Here is an 18,966-nt window from a genome sequence, read left to right on the forward strand (position 1 = left end):
TGCATCGTCTTGGGTATGGATACAAACTATAGGAGACGTGGTGCGAGTCGGGTGATCAATGGTCAAGAGGGTGAAATGATGCTGCTAGAGCCAATTTCTGCTGGACTAATTGTGTTGTTATTTCTAATGGGTAATAAGCACAGTATCAAAATGGTCATCTTACGAATTGCGGTATTCATTGTTGCCATGGCAATTTGCGGGTACCAACTGTTCCGGCCGATGCCGGTTGGCAATGCCCAGGTGATGGTTATTACCTGGGATACTGTTGGCCATTTTAATCGTTCCCATTGTGCTGATTAACAGGGAAATAAAAATTCGTCAACGACTAAATAAATGATGGACCAAACAAACTAGCATACCTGGATTGGTGATCAAATCAGGTATGCTAGTTTTTGAACATCAACGTTTTTAATGGGCATTGGGTTTATGGACGTCGACACCATGAATGAGTGCAAGGATACCGCCCCAAATGATAAACAAACTCATTGCCAGATTGATTAGCCAAGAGAATACCGTGTTTTGCCAATCCAAAGTAATTATGAGTAAAAGTGCCAGCAAAGCCAGAACCGTAATTATTTGCCATCCGTTATGCTGCTTTACTTGCCGAATGACAGTGCGGTATTGGGGCAGAGCAACAACGCCCATACTGATTAAGAACAAGCAGGCCAAACTCAAGCCGATTTTCCAAAAGGGCGTAAACGGCAGATAGCTCACAGCGATAATATCCGCGAAAATAAGGCCCAAGATTTGGCCTGGTGTGTAATGGGTCCGCATGCAGAATTCCTCCAGTCTAAGGGGCAGATTGACTAGTTGGCCAACCAAGCCAGAATCATACGCTCGTAGTCATCAATCAGTTGTTCCTGCTCCACAAATTTTCCCTGTAAGTGAATCGTAGCCAACTCCTGCTGATAAATCGGATGCTGAATGGTCAGCGACCGGGTGCGGTGGGTATCCGGTTTGCCGTACAGCGTGACCCAGCGGGCGACAACCACCGGCGGTTGGAGGGCAGTGACGGTCTCAATGGGCGTTTGCTGCAATTGGGTATAGAAATGGTCTGCCATTTGAATGCCGCGGCTGTCGAGGTCGCCGATGTAGGCAAACTGGACGCCCCGCTTTTCTAGCCGCTGTAAAAGCTGCACATAGGCGGGGTTGAAGTCGTTGCCGGATTGGACGATCAGCGGCCAATCCGGGTGGTGCTGATGGAGCAGAGCGAAGACGCCGTTGTTTTCGATCACCACGGCCTTGGCCGCGGCCAAGGGAAAGGCCAGCATGGCCTGGATCTGCCACGGGTTCAGGGTGATCGGCTGGGGCAGGTCGGTTTGGAATATATTGGCGCTGGTGAAGGCCATGCCGATGAGTTTCGCGGTCAGTTCGTTAATTTGCTTAGCTGCGAAACAGTGGGTGAGCACCCAGCGGTAATAGTCGAACAGCCCGGGATTTTCTTTTGCGTCGTTGAGGCTATGGGCCGTCAAGCCCAGAGCGACGGCCTGCTGGGCTTTGGGCGGCAGCGTTTTGCCAGCAGCAATTTGGTCAAAGAGCGTATCCAGCGTGGCGGCGGCTGCCGGAGCCGGCCGGTCAGTGACCCGAGTGTAGGCTTCTTGGTAACGGCTCATTGGCGCGGCTCCTGGCGCCAGATCAGGGCTGGCACGACACGATTTTTATGGAATTGGCCGTCGTCTTGCTGGCTCGGCGCCAGGACGGTATAGGCGATATTGTCAACGCCATCGGCCAGCACTTTGTTCTGCGCGCCATTGGGCATGGTGGCGATGAAACAGAAGCCGAAGCGGGCAATGGTATTAACGAAAGACTTGGCCGTTTCAGGGTCGAGCTTGTCCGCAAATTCATCGAACATGACCAGATAGGGGGCGTCGTCCTGCTGGGCTTGGCGCAGGACCATTTTGGGCACCAGCAGCAAGGGCAGCACCATCGCCTGGGCTTTTTCTGCGCCAGAACCGCCGGATTGGACGAATTTATCATCCACGACTTCGTAATCATCCGGAGCGCTTTGGCGGCGGTGGATCTCGACGTTGAAGTTGGACCACTGGCGGGTATCGAGCAGGTCCCGGGCGGCGGCTTGGAAGGCGGCTTCGTCGTCGGAGACAGCGGCATCGTTGGCCAATTTCTCTAACCGTTTCTGAATTTCGGCCAGCAGATGGGGCCGCTCGTCCTGCTGGGGATCGCGGGCTTCGGCGATAACGGCCGGGGTGACAGTGTCCGGCGTGAGGGTGATACGCAGGCGGATACTGTTATTTTGCCCAGCTCCTTGGGTGAGCATTGCGTTGTAATCGGCGATGGCTTGGTACTGGGCGGTGATTCGTTGAACAGCTGCGCCCAGGTAGGCGGTTTGGGCAAAGTCGTTGCCTTCTTTGCGCTGGGCCAGAGATTTCTCCACACCGGCTCGGTCTGTGGCCAGGATGGCCAGAGCCGCGTTGATGTCAAAGGCGACCACCGTCAAGCCGTTGTCTTCCGTTGACCGTTGCTGGCGCATGGCGCTGGCAATGTCGGGATGATTGCGTTCTTCAAATAACACGTCTAGAGCGTTGCGGTCAATGCCGTTGCGGTCGTTGCGGTGGATGAGCTTGCTGATTTGGCTGGTGACTTGGGCGTAGCTGTTGGTACGAACAGGAACCCGGTTTTCAGTGACAAAGGCGATGGTGTCCTCAATCGTCTTCAGGGTCACCCCCTCTGGTGCATAGGGGGCCAATGTGTGCAGGGACGGGATGATCCGCTCCGCCAAGCGATGCAGCTCCGCCGCCTGTTCCTGCGCAGCAGCTGCCGCGGATTGGGCGTGGCCTTCGGCGATACTCTTTTGACGCGTGGCGTTATGTTCTGCGTCAGTCAGCTTGCGGTGGGCCTGTTCGGCGGTGGCCAGCTTTTTATCCAGCTCGGCGTCCACGATCAGCCGGTCCAAGTTGGCCTGGGCCTCAGTGATCGTTTGAACTACCGCGGCTTCGTCGAAATTCGGGTCTAAGGTCTGCTGGACGGTTTGGATCTCCTGGGCCTTGCTCTGGGCGTGGTCGGTCAGGGTGGCTTGCTGGCGGGTCAGTTTTGCAAATTGGTCGGCTAGGCCAGCCAGGGCCTTTTGCGCTGTGGTCAGCTGGTCAACTAAGGCCGGATGAGTCAGAATTACTTTCAAATCGGGATGGGCGGCCAGGAGCTGCTGCTGTTGATCCTTCAGCGCTTGAAATTGGTCGCTCATCTGAGCGGCCCCGTGTTCATGGATGGCTTCGTTGTCCTGGTGCAGGGCGGTGCGGGGGCGGCTGATCAGCGGGCCGGTCACGTGGCGATCAATACTGGTACCCATGGCGTCTTGCATGGTGTGGACAATGACGACGTCCTGATTCAGGTGCGCCATGGTCTCAGCCAGGTGCTGGTACTGATTGCGCTGGGTTTTGAGATGCTGCAAATACGCCGCCATGTGCTGGACGACGGCGGCCAATTCAGTTTGGGCGATGGCCTTGGCCAGCTCTTGCAACTGGGCGGCGTGGGTACTGATCGTGGTTTGCAGCGGACTGAGCTGATCTTTTTGCAGTGCCGCCTGGTTCGCTTGAACGGCGGCCAGTTGGGCTTGGATATCGGCTTGCTGAGTGTGCAAAGTGGCTAACTGGTCCAGCCGAGCGCGGTAGTCTTTGAGCCGCTTTTTCTCCAGCGTGATCTGGTCAGCATACTGGTGGCGGCGTTCGATGATCGTCTTTTGCTCCGCTTGGGCGTCCCGTAATTTGGCCAGTTCCTGCTCACTGGTAGCCAGGTTTTCTGCCAGCAGCTGCAACTGGTCCGTGTACTGGCGCGCCTGAATTTCGGCTTGGGCGCGCTTCTCTTTCTCTTTTTCGTAGTCGCCATGGGCTTCGCTGTAGCGAGTCAGGATGAGTTCTTGCAAATGGTTCAGGTTGCCCCAAAAGATAGTTTCCTTCATCCGGGTCAGGCGGGTTTGGCCGGTTTTGATCCGGTCCAGCAAACCATTATACTGATTGACCTCCCGCTGGCTGTTGGCCACGGACTGGATCACCTGGTCGTCAATCCCCTCCTGGGCATTTTTCAGCGCGTTGCGAATGGGCGAAAACTTGGCGTTACCGGACGTTAAGATGGGCGAGGCCAATAACCGATAGACGTTGGCCAGTTTGCCTAAGGTTTCGCCGCTGGCGAAGCCGTAAATATGGACAGCAACGTATTCACGATAATCTAACGCGGTGTCGAAAAGATGGAAAGTATCGCCCAGTGCAGCGTTGGCTTGAATAAAATCAGTCTTACTCAGACACTGACCAGCAGCGTCGGTGGTGGTTAGCGGTACCGGGGCAGCCGGATCATCGCTGACGACGGCGAACCACCAGGTGGGTTGACGAGTATCGCCGTCTGCCCGGTGGGCACCCAGGCCCAGAATGACCTGGCGGTGAATAGAGCGGAGCACCATATAGGTATACCCGGTCCGGACTTTCATGGCGCCGCTGCCCCAGCCCAGCAGCATGCTGGCGAAGGTGCGGGTATCCCGGGCGCTATTGCGGGCGGTGGCGTTTTGCGAAACGTTTTCGGTGCCTTTCGCCGCATTGAACGAGGGCGTGGAAATGGCCCCATCGATTAGCATGGGGAAGAAGCAGTTGGCCAGTGTTGTTTTGCCCACCGCGTTCTCCCCGATAATGGTCAGGTTGCCGTTCTCGGACGCTGGCAAGTCCAGCGTGTCGTATTTGTTGAAATGGCGTAAATGATAACTGACTGGAGTCAAATGCTCAGGTAAATTCATTGCCAATCTCCTTCATCGTCTGTCCGGACGGCAAATCGCTGCACCAGTGGGGTGGGACTAATAAAGTTTTGCTGGTGCTGGATCAGTGCGTTGTCGCTCAAGGCGGTTTTGACATCAGACACCGAGATATCTTTATGCGGATACAACTGCTGGGCAATCTGGTGAATCCGGCCATTTAAATCAACCGCCGGAATACCCACCCCCAGTGAATTGGCCACAGCCAGCGCTGTGACATAGGGCATGGCCGCGCTTTGCTGGCGCTGGCTGTCCAAGAGCAGCGCGTAGTCGTTGCCGCACTCCAAGACGAATCGCTGCAATTCGGTCCACTGGGCGGCAATGGCGTGTTTATTGGCCACTAGCACCGGCCACAGTACAGGCGCGGTATCCGGGCTCATGTAGCGGTGCAGCAGGAGTTCTCGGTTCACCTGCTGACTCTGGGTCAGCTGTGGCGGCGTCTGCTCAGCAATCAAGGCATCCACCAGACACTTGGCCACGGCCGTGAAATCCGGGCTGACGTCCCAATATTCGGTGACGAACTTGGTCTGGTCCGGCAGCGGGCCGTCGATTTGGTCCGGTGTAAGCAGGCCCAAGCGGTCCACGAACAACCGGGTGATCAGCCGGTAAATCTCTTTCTCGCCTAAGTTGATCACTTCGCTGCGTACTTGGCGGACGATTTTCTCCGCCACCACCAGCCGGTCAGCCTCGGCGGTTTGCAGATTCGGCTCATTGATAATCGTTTTGAGGGTGGCCAGGAGTACGTGGACGGCGTCCGGGTCCAGCTGGTTGGGGCCGAGCAGAAATAATAGGTTCTCCTGATAGTTGTCCGGGCCCATCCCGACCAGGTCATTGAGGTAGCTGGTGATCTTTTTCTGGACGGCTGGCCGCTTCAGCGCGTTGATGGCGTCCACGGTGGCGTGGGTCATGTCTGGGATGACGGTGCTGGTAAAGACGCTGTGATCGAAGAGCTGGTTGATGATCAATCGTTCACTGCTTTGTAATTCGGCCATACCAGGCCGCCTCCTTTCTAACCAAAATCAATGGTAAAGCCGCTGGGCAGGACGACACTGAACTGTTCGCCGGCACAGTGCAGGTGAATGGGGCCAGTGTCAGGCAGAGCGCGGGCCGCTTGCACCGGGCGACCGAAGGGGGCAAAGCTGGCATAACTCGTGTAGCCGGTGGCGGCGTAAAGCCGGACCACTTCGTCCCGGGCGGTGCTGGTGGTGAAATTCAGGTCGTGATCCACCACGGCATGGGTGGCCGATCGCATCACCAGTCGCTGAAACTCGGCTAAAGCGGCTTGATCATCGGCAACAGGATACGTGTCCTGCGCGACCACCGGGTTGTCGGCCGCGGTGGCGATGGACCTGGGGCTGCTGGTGGCGGTATAGGCCACCGGGCCCATGGTGGACGCGTCCAGCAGGTCCTCCGGGTCTTCGATTTTCCGGTCGGCCGGTAAATGGCGCGGCAGGTTGGTGTAGACCTGGAGGGTTTGGTAATGGGTCAGCAGGCCGTCAATTTGGGCGGTCAGTGCTTTCACGTCGACCGTTTGGCCTTGGATATGTTCATATTCGTCACTGAGCAGTTTGATGGCACCCAGGATCGTATGGAAAACCAGATAAATGGAATCCAGACTGCTATCGATCGCACTGGTGCTGGGGTCGACACTGAGCGCCAGTTTGGCCAGCTGACGCCGCACATAGTCCCGAGTACGCGTGAAGCGGGTCAACAGTTTATCCTGGTCGCGGACGGCATTAGCGGCATCCAAATCATCGGTGCCTTGTTGGGAGCGGGCGACATCGCCAGCGAAGGCGGGATCGTGGGCGAGGGCTTGAATCCGCGCACCCTGCATCAACATCATTTTAAAGGCCGGAATGGCTTTGCCGTTCAGCATTCCTTGCAGGTGTTTGGCCTCCGCGCTGCCATGATTGAAAGCAATATCGTTGGCCAGCTCATCAAGATCATCGTCCAGCTTATGCATGCCGTTCATCACGTCATCGTAGGCGCTGATCATGTTTTGAAAATCATTAAAAAGGGCGGTATCGCCGGTGGTGTCTGGATTCTGGCTGAGCTTGACCACCAGCGCACAGTATTCCTGAATTCGGTTGGTGTTGGCGGTAATCGTACTTTCAGCATCCAGTACCCGCTGCATCATCTTCACGTACTCAATCCCACTGCTGGTGATTCGGTAAACATAGGACGTACGCGTGGTGTACAGTCCATTTTTACTTCGGGCTCGAATCTTGCGGGCGGATGCTTCAATCAACCGTGCTTGCTGGCTAAGAACGTCCAGGACTGTTTTTAAGACATTGTCTGAAATTGGTGCTTCGTCGTTTTCCGTATCCAAATAGGATTCGTTGTAGCGACGGGTGAGAAAGTCTAACGTAATGGGCACCCCGCTGCTGCTGCCGTCGTGGTACAGGATCGTCAGCACATTCCAGCCGGCCAGCGAGTGATTCTTATTCAACCCCAGGTTGCTGGCCAGCAGCAGATCCTTCAGTGGTTTCGACATGACGACAGCGATGATGCTCACCTTCTTTCAATAGATGCCTCCATTATACAAGAAGTAAGGCGAACAGGCTATCGCCTATCGGCGCCGACACAAAAACACCCCGCGCAGTGGCGGGGGCGATGGGCGGCAGCAACACTGTGCCAGTTAATTACTCAATTAACAATTCAAAAAACGACTGATCATATTCTGGCCCATGGGTCGCCACGGCGGTGAGGGTGTCTTGGGCAAATTGGGCGAGATGATGCAGGCGCAAGGCGGCGGCTAATTGCACGGTTGTGGCGGCAGCATTGGCCGCAGCAGTTTGCTGATTCGTGCGGTACAGCCACCACGCCTGAATGAACCGGTAATAGATTTCATGCTGGGCGTTAGGCCTGTCTTCGAGGAGGGCAGCGTAGATGGTCAAATCACTCTTAGCCACCGGGTAAGCCTGCTTGCGCATCTCAATGAAGAGCTGGTTGTGCGTGATGTCGAAACGCAGCAGCGGGGCACCGCGAAACGTGCTGTACTTTTGACTGCGGTTCAGAGCAACCTTGAATAGTCGCCGTTCATCCGCCAGATGCATATCCAGGGCAAAAAAGGTAAACAGATAGAGCTCGAACTCACCCCAATCATCCACCCTATAAAGGTAGTGGACCGCTTCAGCAGAGAAGCGGCCCTGACCGATCTGGGCCAGGGGTGCCTGCTGCATTTGCTGTACTCGCCAAGTCAGGGCATTGAGCAGTGTGGGCGCAGTACGGTAACGCTCGGCTGCCATCTGTTCTGAAGCACCAGAGGGCAGCAAGCGGTGCATGAGGACGGCCCGGGTCTGATAGCCGTCGCCTCGTGCCGGTTGCGGCAGCGGCACATTCCCATGGAGGTAGAAAAACTCTTCCGGCGTAGTGAGTATTCGGTCCAGCAGGTGGAGAAACTTAGTGACTGAAATATCTGTCACGCCGCGTTCGAATTTAGATAGAAAAGATTCAGTGATCTGCGAATCAGCCACCGCAGCTAATGTTAACCCTTTATTTTGCCGAATCTGGCGTACAGTGGCGCCGAGTTTTGTCATCTGCATCCCGCTCTCAAAAGATTGCAGTCATATATGACTTACATTAATTGCCCTCATCTTAACCCACCTAAACTGAAGGCACAAGATGAGATGAGGTGATTACCATGATTATTTGGCAGTATGGGAAGAAATGGCAGCTGCTGTTGTTTTTAGTGTTGGCTGGGACGACTAGCCTGGTAAATGTGGCCATGGCTTGGATTGTCACCCGGTTCGTGGCGGCGGCCATGGGCCGGGACTTGGGACTTTTTATCCGCAACGTCGGCATTGGGGCAGTGATCTTTATCAGCGTCGGCATCCTCAATTGGCTCTTAGTAAGCTGCAATGCGCTGATTACCCGCACCGTCAACATACGTGTGAAGGCAATCATGATCCAGTACATCGCCGATGATCGGCCGCTGACTGCCAATAGTGGCGCCATGGTTTCGTTTATGACCAATGATTTGAAGTTGTTGGAGGAAAAGGGCATGCCAATGAACTGGTGATGAGCAGCAATGCCTTGCTTTTCATTGGCGCGCTGGGCGGGGCGGCCTCTTTTGATTGGCTGACGGCGACGGCCTTTCTCATCGGCAATCTTTTGCCGGCGATGATTTCTTTTTGGACTCAAGGAACGGTGAGCCGGGCAGCCCGGGCTTGGTCAACGGCGAATGCGGCGTGGACTGGACAGTTAAAAGACTTCTTGGCTGGGTTGGACACCGCCCGCACGTATCAAGCTAACGGTGTCTTGAAAGCACGGGTCGGCGGGCTTGGTCAGCAGTTGGAGCAGCGCTTATTTCACATGACTTATCTCACCGCTATTGTGGCGGGAGCAACCATGATTGTGTCATCTTTGTGCGGCATGCTCTTGCCGTATGGGGTGGGTATTTGGCGGATCATTCGGGGTGCCTCCACGTTGGCTAAATTCATGGGCGTGCTGCAATTGGCCAACAGCATGCGCACGCCGTTATTAACGGTACTGGATGGTATCAACCAATGGGGTGCCGTGAAGCCAATCAAGCAAAAAATCCAAGCTGTCCAAGCTTTGCACGCCGCTAAGCGGAAGGCTGACCAGTCTGGTCCTAGATTGGCTGGCGGCCCGCTGCAACTGCGGGATGTCAGTGTGCGGATTGGTCAGAAAACACTATTCAGTCATTTGAATTTAACCATTAATCCGGGTGAACACGTGCTGCTCATGGCTCCCTCTGGCTTTGGCAAATCCACCTTGCTGCGGGTCCTGCAGGGCGAAATTCCGCTGGCGAGTGGTACCTATACCATCGGCGGGGTCGCGGTGGAAGAGGTGCCCCGCACTCGGCGCCGGCAGTATTTCGGACTGATTAAGCAGACCCCATTTCTATTCGATGATACGATTCGATACAACCTCACGTTGGGTGCCCAATTCTCTGCCTCAGAAATAACTGCTGCAGTGCAACAAGCTGGGTTGAGCCAGTTGGTGGCCGAAAAGGGATTGACTTATCGCGTGGGTGAAAATGGCCGCAACCTATCCGGCGGCCAAAGCCAGCGTGTCGAAATTGCCCGAGCGTTACTGCGCCGCCGGCCGGTGTTGTTGGCAGATGAGGCAGCATCGGCGTTGGATGATCGGCTGGCGAGGCAAGTGCGCCAGGAGTTCTTAACCGGACCAGAGACGCTGATCGAGGTGGGCCACCAAGTCCCCGTAGCGGTTCAAGGCCTTTATGACCAAGTGATTCATCTTGACACAGCGGGCAAAAACGGTGTCTCAAAAGTAATTAAACCAATTCTGGCAAACACTTAACATAAATGCTAAAAGGTGTTACATTATAGATGGAGCGAGGGAGAAGGAGTTGAGCGATCAGCCCCTTCAACCAGCGTGCTAAATCCAAAACTAAAGGAAGTTTTCTATTATGGCTACTGATATGATGACTCGTCGCAATAATGCGTTGATGAACGATACGTTCTTTGACAACTTAGCGCGTCGGTTCTTTAACCCGATCGTTGGCGATTGGGAAGAGCCCAGCATCAGCTCAACAGCCGTCAATGGACTGCTGACTGATGTTAAGGAGACTAAGGACGCTTATATCACTCGGGTTGACATCCCTGGTGTTGATAAGAATGATATTAAGCTCAATTACCACGATAATGTGCTGAGCATCAATGTGCACAAGAATGATGTTGAAGATCACGCCGACAAGAACGGCAACGTCTTGATGTCTGAACGTTCCAGCGGCACCATGAGCCGGAGCTATCAACTGCCGAATGTTGATGTTAAGAACATTAAGGCTGACTTTGAGAAGGGTGTCTTAACTGTCACTCTGCCCAAGTTGACTGAATCTAAGGAGACTGGTCGCAACATTGAGATTCAATAAAATGAATCTTCACGTTCCGGTTCAGCTGGTCGCCCATTGGATCAATTGGTGAACTTGCCACTGACGGCTATGTGCTGTGGCGGGCAGAACCCGTGGTACTTTGTAAATCGTCCGAAGCAGATCACCGGTTGATTGCGTGTGCGATCGACAACGGAATAGATTGGACAGTTTATGGATAATCGAAAAAATCGACACTGTTGACTCGCGAGAGCTGACAGTGCCGATTTTTTCGTGTATGGGATTATTTGGCTTGCTCGGCCAGGATGGTATCGATCTGGTGCAATTCGTCCGCTGTGAAGGCCAAGTGGGCCAAGGCCTGCACGTTGTCGACGACCTGACTCGGCCGGCTGGCACCGATCAGGACGCTGGCAATTTCTGGTTCCCGCAGGTTCCAGGCCAGGGCCATTTGCGCCAGACTCTGCCCACGGTTGGCCGCGATGGCGTTCAGTTGTTTGACGGTACTCAGAGTCTTTTCCACCTGATCCTCATGCAAGAATGGAATGGTGGACTTGGCCGCGCGGGAATCTTTGGGAATTCCGTGCAGGTAGCGATCCGTCAACAGACCTTGGGCCAAGGAGCTGAAGCTGACGGCCGCCTTGTTCTCCGCGCGCAGTACCGGGAAGAGGTCCTGCTCAATGTGCCGATCGAACATGTTGTAGCGCGGCTGATGAATGATAAACGGTGTTTTCAACTCTTTGAAGATCGCGGCGATGGCCTTCGTCTGGGCGCCGCTGTAGTTAGAAATACCGATATACAGCGCTTTGCCCTCGCGGACTAGTTGATCCAGCGCCTCAGCGGTTTCTTCCACAGGAGTATCCGGATCCGGCCGATGCGTATAGAAAATATCGAAGTAATCCAAGCCGGTCCGTTGCAGGCTCTGGTTGGCACTGGCGATGATGCTCTTGCGAGAGCCCCAGTCGCCGTAAGGACCTGGCCACATGTAATACCCGGCCTTGCTGGCGATGACCATTTCGTCCCGGTAGGGCTTCATATCGTCAGCCATGATCCGGCCGAAGTTTTCTTCGGCGCTGCCCGGTACTGGGCCGTAATTATTGGCCAAGTCGAAATAGGTGATCCCCAGGTCGAAGGCTTGGTGCAGGATCGCTTTTTGCGTCGCCAACGGGTCCACACTGCCGAAATTGTTCCACAGCCCCAGGGCAATCGCCGAAACTTTCAAACCGCTGGCGCCCACGCGGTTGTAAACCATTGTGTCGTAGCGTTTATCGTTTGCTAAGTAAACCATTGAATCCGCTCCCTTGAATTGATACACTCAGCATAACGCTTCAAGCTAACTTGAAGTCAAGGAGGAAATCATGGCTGTTTACACAATTAGTCAGGTCCCGAATTGTCAAATTAAGTGCAACAGTGAAGACTCATCCATGTGAATTGGTTTAGTGTGAATTGGTTTAGGTAGTGGGCAGGGATTCCTCCAGGCCCAGGGGGGAGGCCTGGAGCGCCGCGATTGCGCTGCGGTATCCAAGGCACTTCCTTAACCGGTGGTTTAAGACATCTTGGCTCTTACGAATCTTCTCCTTAGAGACTTCCCATAGTGATTGACCCTTTGGAATGAATTCTCGAATCAAGCCGTTGGCATTCTCGTTACTGCCACGTTCACTGGGTGTATAGGGATGGCAGTAGTAGATCTTTGTTCCTCTGAGTTGGTCCAAGAGGGCGAACTCAGAACCGTTGTCGAAGGTGATGGAGTGGAATAGATAAGGATCATGTGTGTTCAGAACGTATTGCATGGCCTCTAAGCAAGTCCGGGCGTGATAGTTTGGGATCTTGTAGATCAGCTCATAACGTGTGACACGTTCTGTCAGGGTGAGTAATGCTGGTTGGTCGGCAGAACGCTTCCCCTTCACCAGGTCGCCTTCCCAGTCACCAACAAACCAGCGGTTATTGATTTGTTTGGGCCGCTTGTCGATGGACGTTCCAGCGATGCGTTTATTCTTACGCGCATGACTACGGCCTGGCCTTTTCTCGCGACGCCGCAACTTCTCAGGCAGATCCATGTTGGTCACTGACAACAGTCCGGCATCAATGTAGCGATACACGGTCGGCGTTGAGGGGCACGAACGATTAGGCCAGAGTTGCTGGAACTGATGCACGTACCCATCAATACTTTGTTCACGATACGCATGCTTCTTGATCTGAGCGGTCAGCCAGTTAAAGAAGTAGGTACACTTCTCCAACATGCTCTTGGCGTGGGAATGGGTCTGTCGTTCTTCGTGTTGTCGTTGGGCAGCATCAAAGAAGTAATCCTTGTAGTAATGATAATTCGAATCCCGTTGCTGGACTCGGCCGCGCTTAAGCTCACGGCTTACCGTACTAGGGGAATGATGGATGATGTGTGCAATATCGCGAATGGAATATTCATGGGAGTGCCAAAGCGCATCAATTATTCCGCGCTCGCCCTCTGTGAGTTGAGTGTACGAGCCGAGACTGTTAGACTGATTGTGGGTCATGAAGGTCACCTTTCTTGGTAGTTTAGTCGCTTCAAGGATAGGTCTTCATGGCCTATTTTGTTAAATCAACCCGGTCGATTGGTCTAACTCAATCGGTGTTGCACTTCAATTTTAAATCCGGCCAATTAGTCAGGTCGCCGAAAAATACCACATGCGGCCGTCCACACTGCGCTATTACGAAGATTTGGGTTTACTGTACAATGTGCCCCGTCAGGGCGGTCACCGGGTGTATACAGACGCCCTGCTGAACCGGTTAGGGGCGATTTGCTGCTACAAGAACGCGGGGATGTCGTTGGAGGAATTGCAGGAGTTTTTCCATTACACGGAGAGTCAGGAAGACGTGGCGAAAACAGTGGCGCTGCTGGACGAAGTCGATACGCGGATCCAGCACCAGATTGCGGAGCTGCAGGCTAATTACCAACAAATTCAGCGCAAGAAACATTATTTTGCGGCGATTCAGACGGCCTTGGCCCAGGGGCAGCCGAAGCCGGATTGGGCGGATTTCTGTAACCAGCAGTATGTATAAAAAAATCGACGCTGGGCGTCGATTTTTTGCATCCGCGAGTTATCTTAGTTGAGTAATTCAGCAATGTTCTGCTGGCCGTTAACGATGTCGTAGGCTTGGTGAATCGTCTCCGGATCGGCCAGCACCGCTGTGATAAACTGGGCGACATCGCCCCGGGTGATATCCGTGGCCGTTGGACTGATGCCGCGCTGGTAAAGACCCGTTTCCGGATCATCAGTCAGCCGGCCGGGGCGAATGATGGTTTCATTGAGGCCGGCGCAGACCAATTCCCGATCGGCGTAGAATTTAGCCGCCATGTATGGCCGGATCGCCGTGCCCCAAGTGGCCCGATCGTTGCTGGCAGCGGAGCTGACCATGACATAGCGCTTGATGCCTGCGGCTTTGGCCGCTTCCATGGACTTGACTGCGCCATCAAGGTCGATCAGAATCGTCTGGTCGTAACCCCGACCACCAGCGCCGGCACTGAAGACAACAGCGTCGATAGTTTGCAGGACAGGCACCATTTTATCCACGGGCCCAAGCAGATCGAACGGCACGGGGGTCGCGCCGAGGTTAGTCAGTGTGGCATCCTGGGCGGGATTGTGAATGCCGCCGTACACGGTATGTCCGACTTTAACCAGTTTTGGGATCAGATGCTGAGCGACTTTGCCGTGCGCACCGATAGCAAGAACTTTCATGAATGATGGCCTCCTTAAGTAGTTACAGGTCCAGTATAACAATTACTGGGCGGCGGGACTCCCGATGATTTCTCGCGATATCTTATCCAACAAACGGTGTGGCAAAATGCAGGGGATTGCCGGGCACGATATTGTCCACGGTCCATTGCATGGCCGTACGGCGCTTGCCGGTGAGGAGCCAGATTGATATGGCGACGAAAACCAATTCCGTGACGGTGCTCCAAATGTATTCATTGCGCGTTGGGGCAGTGGAAACAATCGAGCCAGTGGCCATCATGGCCAGGATATCGATCAATGCGTGGAAGATCATCGGGACGCTGAAGCTGCCTGAATAGAGGTAGAGGGCTGCCATGAACCAACCGCTGATCATGGCAAATTGCATTTGCACCGCTGTGGCTAACACACCCTGAGCGCCGCCAAGGGCGTTCGTGGCATGCCAAAGGCCGAAGAGCAGGCCGGTGAGAAAGACGGAACCTGGAATTTGCCAGCGCGATTTGCGGAGACCGGTAAGCAGAAGGGCCAAGATAATATATCGCCACAACCACTCTTCAGCGATACCTGGCTCTAACCCTTGGGCAAACCAGTAAAACGTGACTGATTTGAGGTGGAATTCCCAAGTATACAAACTGCGGAATGAATTAGGATTCGTGAAGGTGTTCCAACCAAGAAAAAGCAGGCAAGATGCGGCTAGCAGAGCCAGAATCCAAGGCTGAGCCAGCGGGTTGAAACGCCAACTAGGACCGCGGTAGCCCCACTGATACATTGCGATGGCCCCCACGACAACAAAGAGGATGGCGCCGTATACCCCCGTGTTCAGCAGGTCCCGCCAGATATGCGAGTAAACATTTTTATTTACCTTGCCCATCATGAATTGCGATCCGCCGACGATCCAGGCAAACCCATAAATCATCGCGATGCTCTGCGCCCAACCGTTATTGAGCGGGGCAAATAAGGCCATGGCGTATGGGATATGAATCACGATAACGAGCACAGTGATCACAATCATCACAAGCGACGCTATTAAGGGACGGGTAATTCCAGCGTGCAGCAGTAAATTATTCACGCCTAAGGCAACGATGAGCGGATAGGCCGTTATCTGCAATAGAACGTTAAGTGCAAAGAGAAAACGGACTAGGATGTTGCGGGGGACCCGGAGCGTGCTCAGAAGAAGCAAGGGGCCCTCAATAATCACCGCAATCACCCCTAAGACGATATAGCTGGCTTTGACGTGGGAATCGATCGTGGCCAGAGACCAAGCAGTAAGCAGACTGCCTTGGACAACGAACCACCAGCGCCAGAAGGCAGTAACACTGACAGGACGGCTGTTCGAATAAATGGGTCGAGGATTCATTGCAAAAGTCCTTTCTATAAAAGCCACGATATAAATGCTTGCTCAATTATGGCATAGATTGACAGATGATTAAAGAAAAACAGGGTATGCAGCCATCGCTGCACACCCTGTCCGGTCACTCAGAATCCTGAATTAAGAGTAATTGATCCCGCCGTCAACAATAATCGTTTGTCCGGTAATGTAGTCAGATTTCTCACTGGCCAGGAAGGAAACCAAACCGGCCACGTCCTGCGGCGTCTCGCCGCGGCCCAGCGCGATCCCGGCGATAAATTTATCCCGGGAGGCGCCGATGGGCACATTGTGGATCTCGCTCATCCGCTTGTCGATGAGATCCCACATCGGGGTGAGGACGATCCCCGGCGCGTAGGCGTTGACGGTAATGTGGTCCTTCGCCAATTCCTGCGCTGCGGCTTGGGTCAATCCGCGGATTGCGAACTTCGTCGCGGAGTATGGTCCAAGCAGTTCGATCCCTTGGTGGCTGGCGATGGAGCCCGCGTTGATGATCTTGCCGCTGCCTTGGGCGCGCATGATCGGCGCAACGGCCTTAATACCATAGAAAATGCTGTTGACGTTGATCTTGAAGATTTTGTCGAAGTCAGCGGCGCTGGTTTCTTCAATGGTCGCGACTTGCGCGATCCCGGCGTTGTTCACCAGTACGTCAATCGTTGGGAAATGCTCGTGGGCCTCGGCGACGAGCTGATTAAACGCGGCTTCGTCCGATACGTCAGCCACGAGGGGCAGGCTGTCGACACCGAGATTCTTGATCTCCGCGGCAGTGGTGGCCGCTGTCTTTTCATTCAAATCGGCGACGACAATATTGAAGCCGTCTTGGGCGAGCTGTAAGGCGATACCACGGCCGATGCCTTGGCCGGCACCGGTAACAATTGCTGTTTTGGTCATGTATGATCCCTCCATCTTGTGATAGCGATATCATACCACGAGCGGGTCGTTTCTGAAAGCGATAACACTCGCAAGAATTAGTTTCGGACGCGGAAAGTTTGCGGGGCTTTGAAGTAGATCACAATCGTTCCTATGGCGACGTATAATAGTGCAACTGCCCCAATAACAACGGCGTAGCCATAACCGGTGAGGTTGGATCGGGATACTTCCCAAGAAACCCAGTACATAGCCCCATAGACAAACTTATACAGCGGCGAAATGACGTTCATGTCAGCTGTGAAGGGCTGAAGAAGGTAATACATAAACAGTTCGTGGAAGGAGAAAAATAACACTAAGCCAAGCAGTTCAAGTGCAAGGACCAGATAGAATGTTGAAGGCGGAGTGGTCGGTGCTGCCCAATAAAGACCGAGAAATAGGATGAAAATTAAGCCGCCCACGCCGCTATTGAGGACAAAGGTACGCCAGAAGCGGTAAAAGAAACCAGCCAAGATGGTGCGGCGCTGTCGGTAAAATGGATAATACAGCATGGCCGCGTCACAGTTAACAAATAACATTTGAACAATTGGTCGACCAAAAGAAGCCAAGTACATGACAAAGAATAAAAAGCCATAAACCTGCGTCAGGTCTTTGATTGGTAAGCGGCCGTTACCATAAAATTTGAAAGCGACTAAAGCGGCTAGGCCCACCGCTGCAATCACCCCGGCCCGAATGGTGAGCTTGTGCCGCAATTGCTTGCGGTAACGGGTGAACAGCAAGGCATTGAGGTAATTGCTGCCGGTGAGATGCGTCGGTTGCGGGCCCTTTGGTGTATCCAAGGTCATGTCTTTTTGCATTTCTTTCCCGGTACTGAAGTATTCACTATTTTTGGTTTTGGAGATTTCAGCCGCAGAACCAGCAAGTTGTTGGTCCATGATTGTCTTAGTCAGCAAAGCCGGTTCATCTTTGAAAGTGAACCAGTAGTAGGTACCCAGGCCGATCAGCAGCCAGACTACGACGGCCGCAATGGGTGAAAAGACAATGGCAATGAGCGATTGGTACTGCCGCAGGAAAACGAGTACCAGCGGCGCAATTACCAGGATCAGCCAGTAGACAGCACTGCCAAACCAAGACCGCAGCTTGTGCTGCCAGCCCCAGCGGGGGGCAAACTGTTGATAGATCATGGTCAAGGTGAAAAAGCCGAGACCGTTGAGGAACAGCCACGGATTCTGAGTCATGACCGCAAATAGTGCTAAGGGGACCGCCCCCTGGCCTAACAGGCTGGCGAAAAATGAACTGATCGTTGTCGCTTGAATAGTTTCCTGCCGACTTAAGCCAAACTCGTCGGCGGTCTTCAAATCCCCTGGTTCCACGGAAAGCCGAGTTGGAAGCAGACCATGCAGTGCAGCCAAGGCCAGCAACCAAGCAATGGCAGCCGTCATGGCGCTAGTGTGGAGTGTGCCAAAGGGCGGTTGATGGAGATAATTGGTGGCGTAAATGTTGCTGGCTAAAAAGCCTAAGGCAAAAAGCAGAAAGCCGAAGACCAGCCGCATCAAAGCCCGGCCAATAGCGGCAATCACAGCGACGAATTTCTTCACGCCAAGCAATCCGTAGATTGCCGGGGGAATCAATTTGCCGACGAGCGGCAGGCGACGCAAAAAATACAGTAACCCGTTGGCTGCCGTGGTGGTTTTTACCCGGTAAAAGAACCAATTGAGTTGCATAAACCTATTCATTTGTGGTCACCTCGTCGGTCAACCGGCTGATCACCGCGTCCTCAAAGGCTTGGGAGTGGATGTCTAAACCGGTGAGTTCTTCAAGTTGATGGTTATGGAGCAGCACTACGGCGTCACAGATGTCCTGGGCTAATTGCATGATGTGGGTGGAAAAGACGACAACAGAATCGGCCTTCATATTCACAATCATCTGCTGCATCTCGTGGGCGGCGACCACGTCCACGGTGGTGAGCGGCTCGTCCAGCAACAGTACCGGCGGCTTCAGCATCAGGGAGACTACCATCTGCAACTTGTTCCGCATCCCTTCTGAATAGTCGCGTAACAGCTTATTGCTGTCCGCTTCAGACAAGCCTGCCAAGTCTAGGAAGTCCTGGGCATTCTGCGAGGTGTGCACCGCAGTGAGTCGGCGGCTGTTGATCTCGATGAAGAACTTGACGAATTCTGCGCCGGTCATGAACGCCGGTAAGTGGGGCTGAGTGTAGACCATGCTGACATCAATATCGGGATAATTGACCTGCGGCCCTTGGCCGTCATCGGCATCCACGAGAATTTCGCCGCTGTCGGCCGGAATATTGCGGGCAATCATGTTGAATAACGTGGATTTCCCGGAACCATTTCTGCCAAGCAGGCCATAGACCTTTCCTTGAACGAAATCATAATTGGCATCATTGAAAATCACTTGTTTGTCGAAAGATTTATTAAGACTATGGATTTGCAGTTGCTTCATG

Annotated in this window: 18 protein-coding genes; 5 read left to right on the forward strand and 13 right to left on the reverse strand. The window is 53.8% G+C overall.

Annotated elements, in window-relative coordinates; genetic code table 11:
* Positions 1–75 precede the first annotated feature (75 nt).
* Positions 76–300, forward strand: coding sequence for a hypothetical protein (locus tag FMM01_RS14515; protein ID WP_150392988.1), 225 nt, complete (start codon positions 76–78; stop codon positions 298–300).
* 108 nt (positions 301–408) lie between these two features.
* On the opposite strand, the gene FMM01_RS14520 is transcribed toward FMM01_RS14515, so the two are convergent.
* The 6 genes from FMM01_RS14520 to FMM01_RS14545 all read right to left on the reverse strand — a co-directional run bounded on the left by FMM01_RS14520 (position 409) and on the right by FMM01_RS14545 (position 8,289).
* Positions 409–774, reverse strand: coding sequence for a hypothetical protein (locus tag FMM01_RS14520; RefSeq protein ID WP_150392989.1), 366 nt, complete (start codon positions 772–774; stop codon positions 409–411).
* A gap of 32 nt (positions 775–806) precedes the next feature.
* Positions 807–1,613: a DUF2399 domain-containing protein gene (locus tag FMM01_RS14525; protein ID WP_150392990.1), complete on the reverse strand. Its 807-nt coding sequence runs from the start codon at positions 1,611–1,613 to the stop codon at positions 807–809.
* Positions 1,610–4,735 carry an SbcC/MukB-like Walker B domain-containing protein gene (locus tag FMM01_RS14530; protein ID WP_150392991.1) on the reverse strand — a complete coding sequence of 1,042 codons (3,126 nt, stop codon included), beginning with the start codon at positions 4,733–4,735 and terminating at the stop codon, positions 1,610–1,612. The genes FMM01_RS14525 and FMM01_RS14530 overlap by 4 nt, the downstream gene beginning before the upstream one ends.
* On the reverse strand, positions 4,732–5,742 hold the full coding sequence (locus FMM01_RS14535; protein WP_150392992.1) for a hypothetical protein: 1,011 nt from the start codon (positions 5,740–5,742) through the stop codon (positions 4,732–4,734). Before FMM01_RS14535 ends, FMM01_RS14530 begins: the two co-directional genes overlap by 4 nt.
* A gap of 17 nt (positions 5,743–5,759) precedes the next feature.
* Positions 5,760–7,256: a hypothetical protein gene (locus FMM01_RS14540; protein ID WP_150393318.1), complete on the reverse strand. Its 1,497-nt coding sequence runs from the start codon at positions 7,254–7,256 to the stop codon at positions 5,760–5,762.
* 136 nt (positions 7,257–7,392) lie between these two features.
* Complete coding sequence (locus FMM01_RS14545; RefSeq protein WP_190973390.1) at positions 7,393–8,289, reverse strand: helix-turn-helix domain-containing protein; 897 nt, start codon at positions 8,287–8,289, stop codon at positions 7,393–7,395.
* A 104-nt stretch (positions 8,290–8,393) separates the two neighbouring features.
* Here FMM01_RS14545 and FMM01_RS14550 point away from each other — a divergent pair, with 104 nt between their 5' ends.
* The 3 genes from FMM01_RS14550 (at position 8,394) to FMM01_RS14560 (ending at position 10,607) form a co-directional block, all read left to right on the forward strand.
* Positions 8,394–8,771 (forward strand): hypothetical protein, encoded by a 378-nt coding sequence (locus FMM01_RS14550; RefSeq protein ID WP_150392994.1) that lies wholly within the window; start codon positions 8,394–8,396, stop codon positions 8,769–8,771.
* A complete protein-coding gene (locus FMM01_RS14555; protein WP_223850083.1) occupies positions 8,771–10,036 on the forward strand; it encodes an ATP-binding cassette domain-containing protein in 1,266 nt (421 codons plus the stop codon). The genes FMM01_RS14550 and FMM01_RS14555 overlap by 1 nt, the downstream gene beginning before the upstream one ends.
* Before the next feature lie 109 nt (positions 10,037–10,145).
* On the forward strand, positions 10,146–10,607 hold the full coding sequence (locus FMM01_RS14560) for an Hsp20/alpha crystallin family protein (RefSeq protein ID WP_150392996.1): 462 nt from the start codon (positions 10,146–10,148) through the stop codon (positions 10,605–10,607).
* A gap of 241 nt (positions 10,608–10,848) precedes the next feature.
* On the opposite strand, the gene FMM01_RS14565 is transcribed toward FMM01_RS14560, so the two are convergent.
* Positions 10,849–11,850: an aldo/keto reductase gene (locus FMM01_RS14565; protein WP_150392997.1), complete on the reverse strand. Its 1,002-nt coding sequence runs from the start codon at positions 11,848–11,850 to the stop codon at positions 10,849–10,851.
* A 163-nt stretch (positions 11,851–12,013) separates the two neighbouring features.
* Positions 12,014–13,072 carry an IS30 family transposase gene (locus FMM01_RS14570; RefSeq protein WP_150391459.1) on the reverse strand — a complete coding sequence of 353 codons (1,059 nt, stop codon included), beginning with the start codon at positions 13,070–13,072 and terminating at the stop codon, positions 12,014–12,016.
* A gap of 124 nt (positions 13,073–13,196) precedes the next feature.
* Here FMM01_RS14570 and FMM01_RS14575 point away from each other — a divergent pair, with 124 nt between their 5' ends.
* Entirely contained in the window at positions 13,197–13,598 is a 402-nt protein-coding gene (locus tag FMM01_RS14575) for a MerR family transcriptional regulator (RefSeq protein WP_223850084.1), read from the forward strand.
* A gap of 44 nt (positions 13,599–13,642) precedes the next feature.
* On the opposite strand, the gene FMM01_RS14580 is transcribed toward FMM01_RS14575, so the two are convergent.
* From FMM01_RS14580 to FMM01_RS14600, 5 genes are all read right to left on the reverse strand, one after another.
* Complete coding sequence (locus FMM01_RS14580; protein WP_150392999.1) at positions 13,643–14,275, reverse strand: SDR family oxidoreductase; 633 nt, start codon at positions 14,273–14,275, stop codon at positions 13,643–13,645.
* 82 nt (positions 14,276–14,357) lie between these two features.
* The gene (locus FMM01_RS14585) at positions 14,358–15,626 is read right to left on the reverse strand and encodes a CPBP family intramembrane glutamic endopeptidase (RefSeq protein ID WP_150393000.1); all 1,269 of its coding nucleotides are present in this window, start codon (positions 15,624–15,626) and stop codon (positions 14,358–14,360) included.
* A 132-nt stretch (positions 15,627–15,758) separates the two neighbouring features.
* A complete protein-coding gene (locus FMM01_RS14590; protein WP_150393001.1) occupies positions 15,759–16,526 on the reverse strand; it encodes an acetoin reductase in 768 nt (255 codons plus the stop codon).
* 77 nt (positions 16,527–16,603) lie between these two features.
* Positions 16,604–18,238, reverse strand: coding sequence for an ABC transporter ATP-binding protein (locus FMM01_RS14595; protein WP_150393002.1), 1,635 nt, complete (start codon positions 18,236–18,238; stop codon positions 16,604–16,606).
* Entirely contained in the window at positions 18,231–18,965 is a 735-nt protein-coding gene (locus FMM01_RS14600; RefSeq protein WP_150393003.1) for an ABC transporter ATP-binding protein, read from the reverse strand. The genes FMM01_RS14595 and FMM01_RS14600 overlap by 8 nt, the downstream gene beginning before the upstream one ends.
* Between the last annotated feature and the right edge of the window lies 1 nt (position 18,966).

The sequence above is a fragment of the Schleiferilactobacillus harbinensis genome (assembly GCF_008694105.1).
GTDB lineage: Bacteria > Bacillota > Bacilli > Lactobacillales > Lactobacillaceae > Schleiferilactobacillus > Schleiferilactobacillus harbinensis.

Excerpts from the sequence above, each read along its gene's own strand:
- FMM01_RS14530 (WP_150392991.1), bottom strand. The coding sequence starts at position 4,735 with ATGAATTTACCTGAGCATTTGACTCCAGTCAGTTATCATTTACGCCAT.
- FMM01_RS14555 (WP_223850083.1), top strand. The coding sequence starts at position 8,771 with ATGAGCAGCAATGCCTTGCTTTTCATTGGCGCGCTGGGCGGGGCGGCC.
- FMM01_RS14515 (WP_150392988.1), top strand. The coding sequence starts at position 76 with ATGATGCTGCTAGAGCCAATTTCTGCTGGACTAATTGTGTTGTTATTT.
- FMM01_RS14570 (WP_150391459.1), bottom strand. The coding sequence starts at position 13,072 with ATGACCCACAATCAGTCTAACAGTCTCGGCTCGTACACTCAACTCACA.
- FMM01_RS14600 (WP_150393003.1), bottom strand. The coding sequence starts at position 18,965 with ATGAAGCAACTGCAAATCCATAGTCTTAATAAATCTTTCGACAAACAA.
- FMM01_RS14560 (WP_150392996.1), top strand. The coding sequence starts at position 10,146 with ATGGCTACTGATATGATGACTCGTCGCAATAATGCGTTGATGAACGAT.
- FMM01_RS14585 (WP_150393000.1), bottom strand. The coding sequence starts at position 15,626 with ATGAATCCTCGACCCATTTATTCGAACAGCCGTCCTGTCAGTGTTACT.
- FMM01_RS14550 (WP_150392994.1), top strand. The coding sequence starts at position 8,394 with ATGATTATTTGGCAGTATGGGAAGAAATGGCAGCTGCTGTTGTTTTTA.
- FMM01_RS14535 (WP_150392992.1), bottom strand. The coding sequence starts at position 5,742 with ATGGCCGAATTACAAAGCAGTGAACGATTGATCATCAACCAGCTCTTC.
- FMM01_RS14520 (WP_150392989.1), bottom strand. The coding sequence starts at position 774 with ATGCGGACCCATTACACACCAGGCCAAATCTTGGGCCTTATTTTCGCG.
- FMM01_RS14545 (WP_190973390.1), bottom strand. The coding sequence starts at position 8,289 with ATGACAAAACTCGGCGCCACTGTACGCCAGATTCGGCAAAATAAAGGG.
- FMM01_RS14590 (WP_150393001.1), bottom strand. The coding sequence starts at position 16,526 with ATGACCAAAACAGCAATTGTTACCGGTGCCGGCCAAGGCATCGGCCGT.
- FMM01_RS14580 (WP_150392999.1), bottom strand. The coding sequence starts at position 14,275 with ATGAAAGTTCTTGCTATCGGTGCGCACGGCAAAGTCGCTCAGCATCTG.
- FMM01_RS14525 (WP_150392990.1), bottom strand. The coding sequence starts at position 1,613 with ATGAGCCGTTACCAAGAAGCCTACACTCGGGTCACTGACCGGCCGGCT.
- FMM01_RS14595 (WP_150393002.1), bottom strand. The coding sequence starts at position 18,238 with ATGAATAGGTTTATGCAACTCAATTGGTTCTTTTACCGGGTAAAAACC.
- FMM01_RS14565 (WP_150392997.1), bottom strand. The coding sequence starts at position 11,850 with ATGGTTTACTTAGCAAACGATAAACGCTACGACACAATGGTTTACAAC.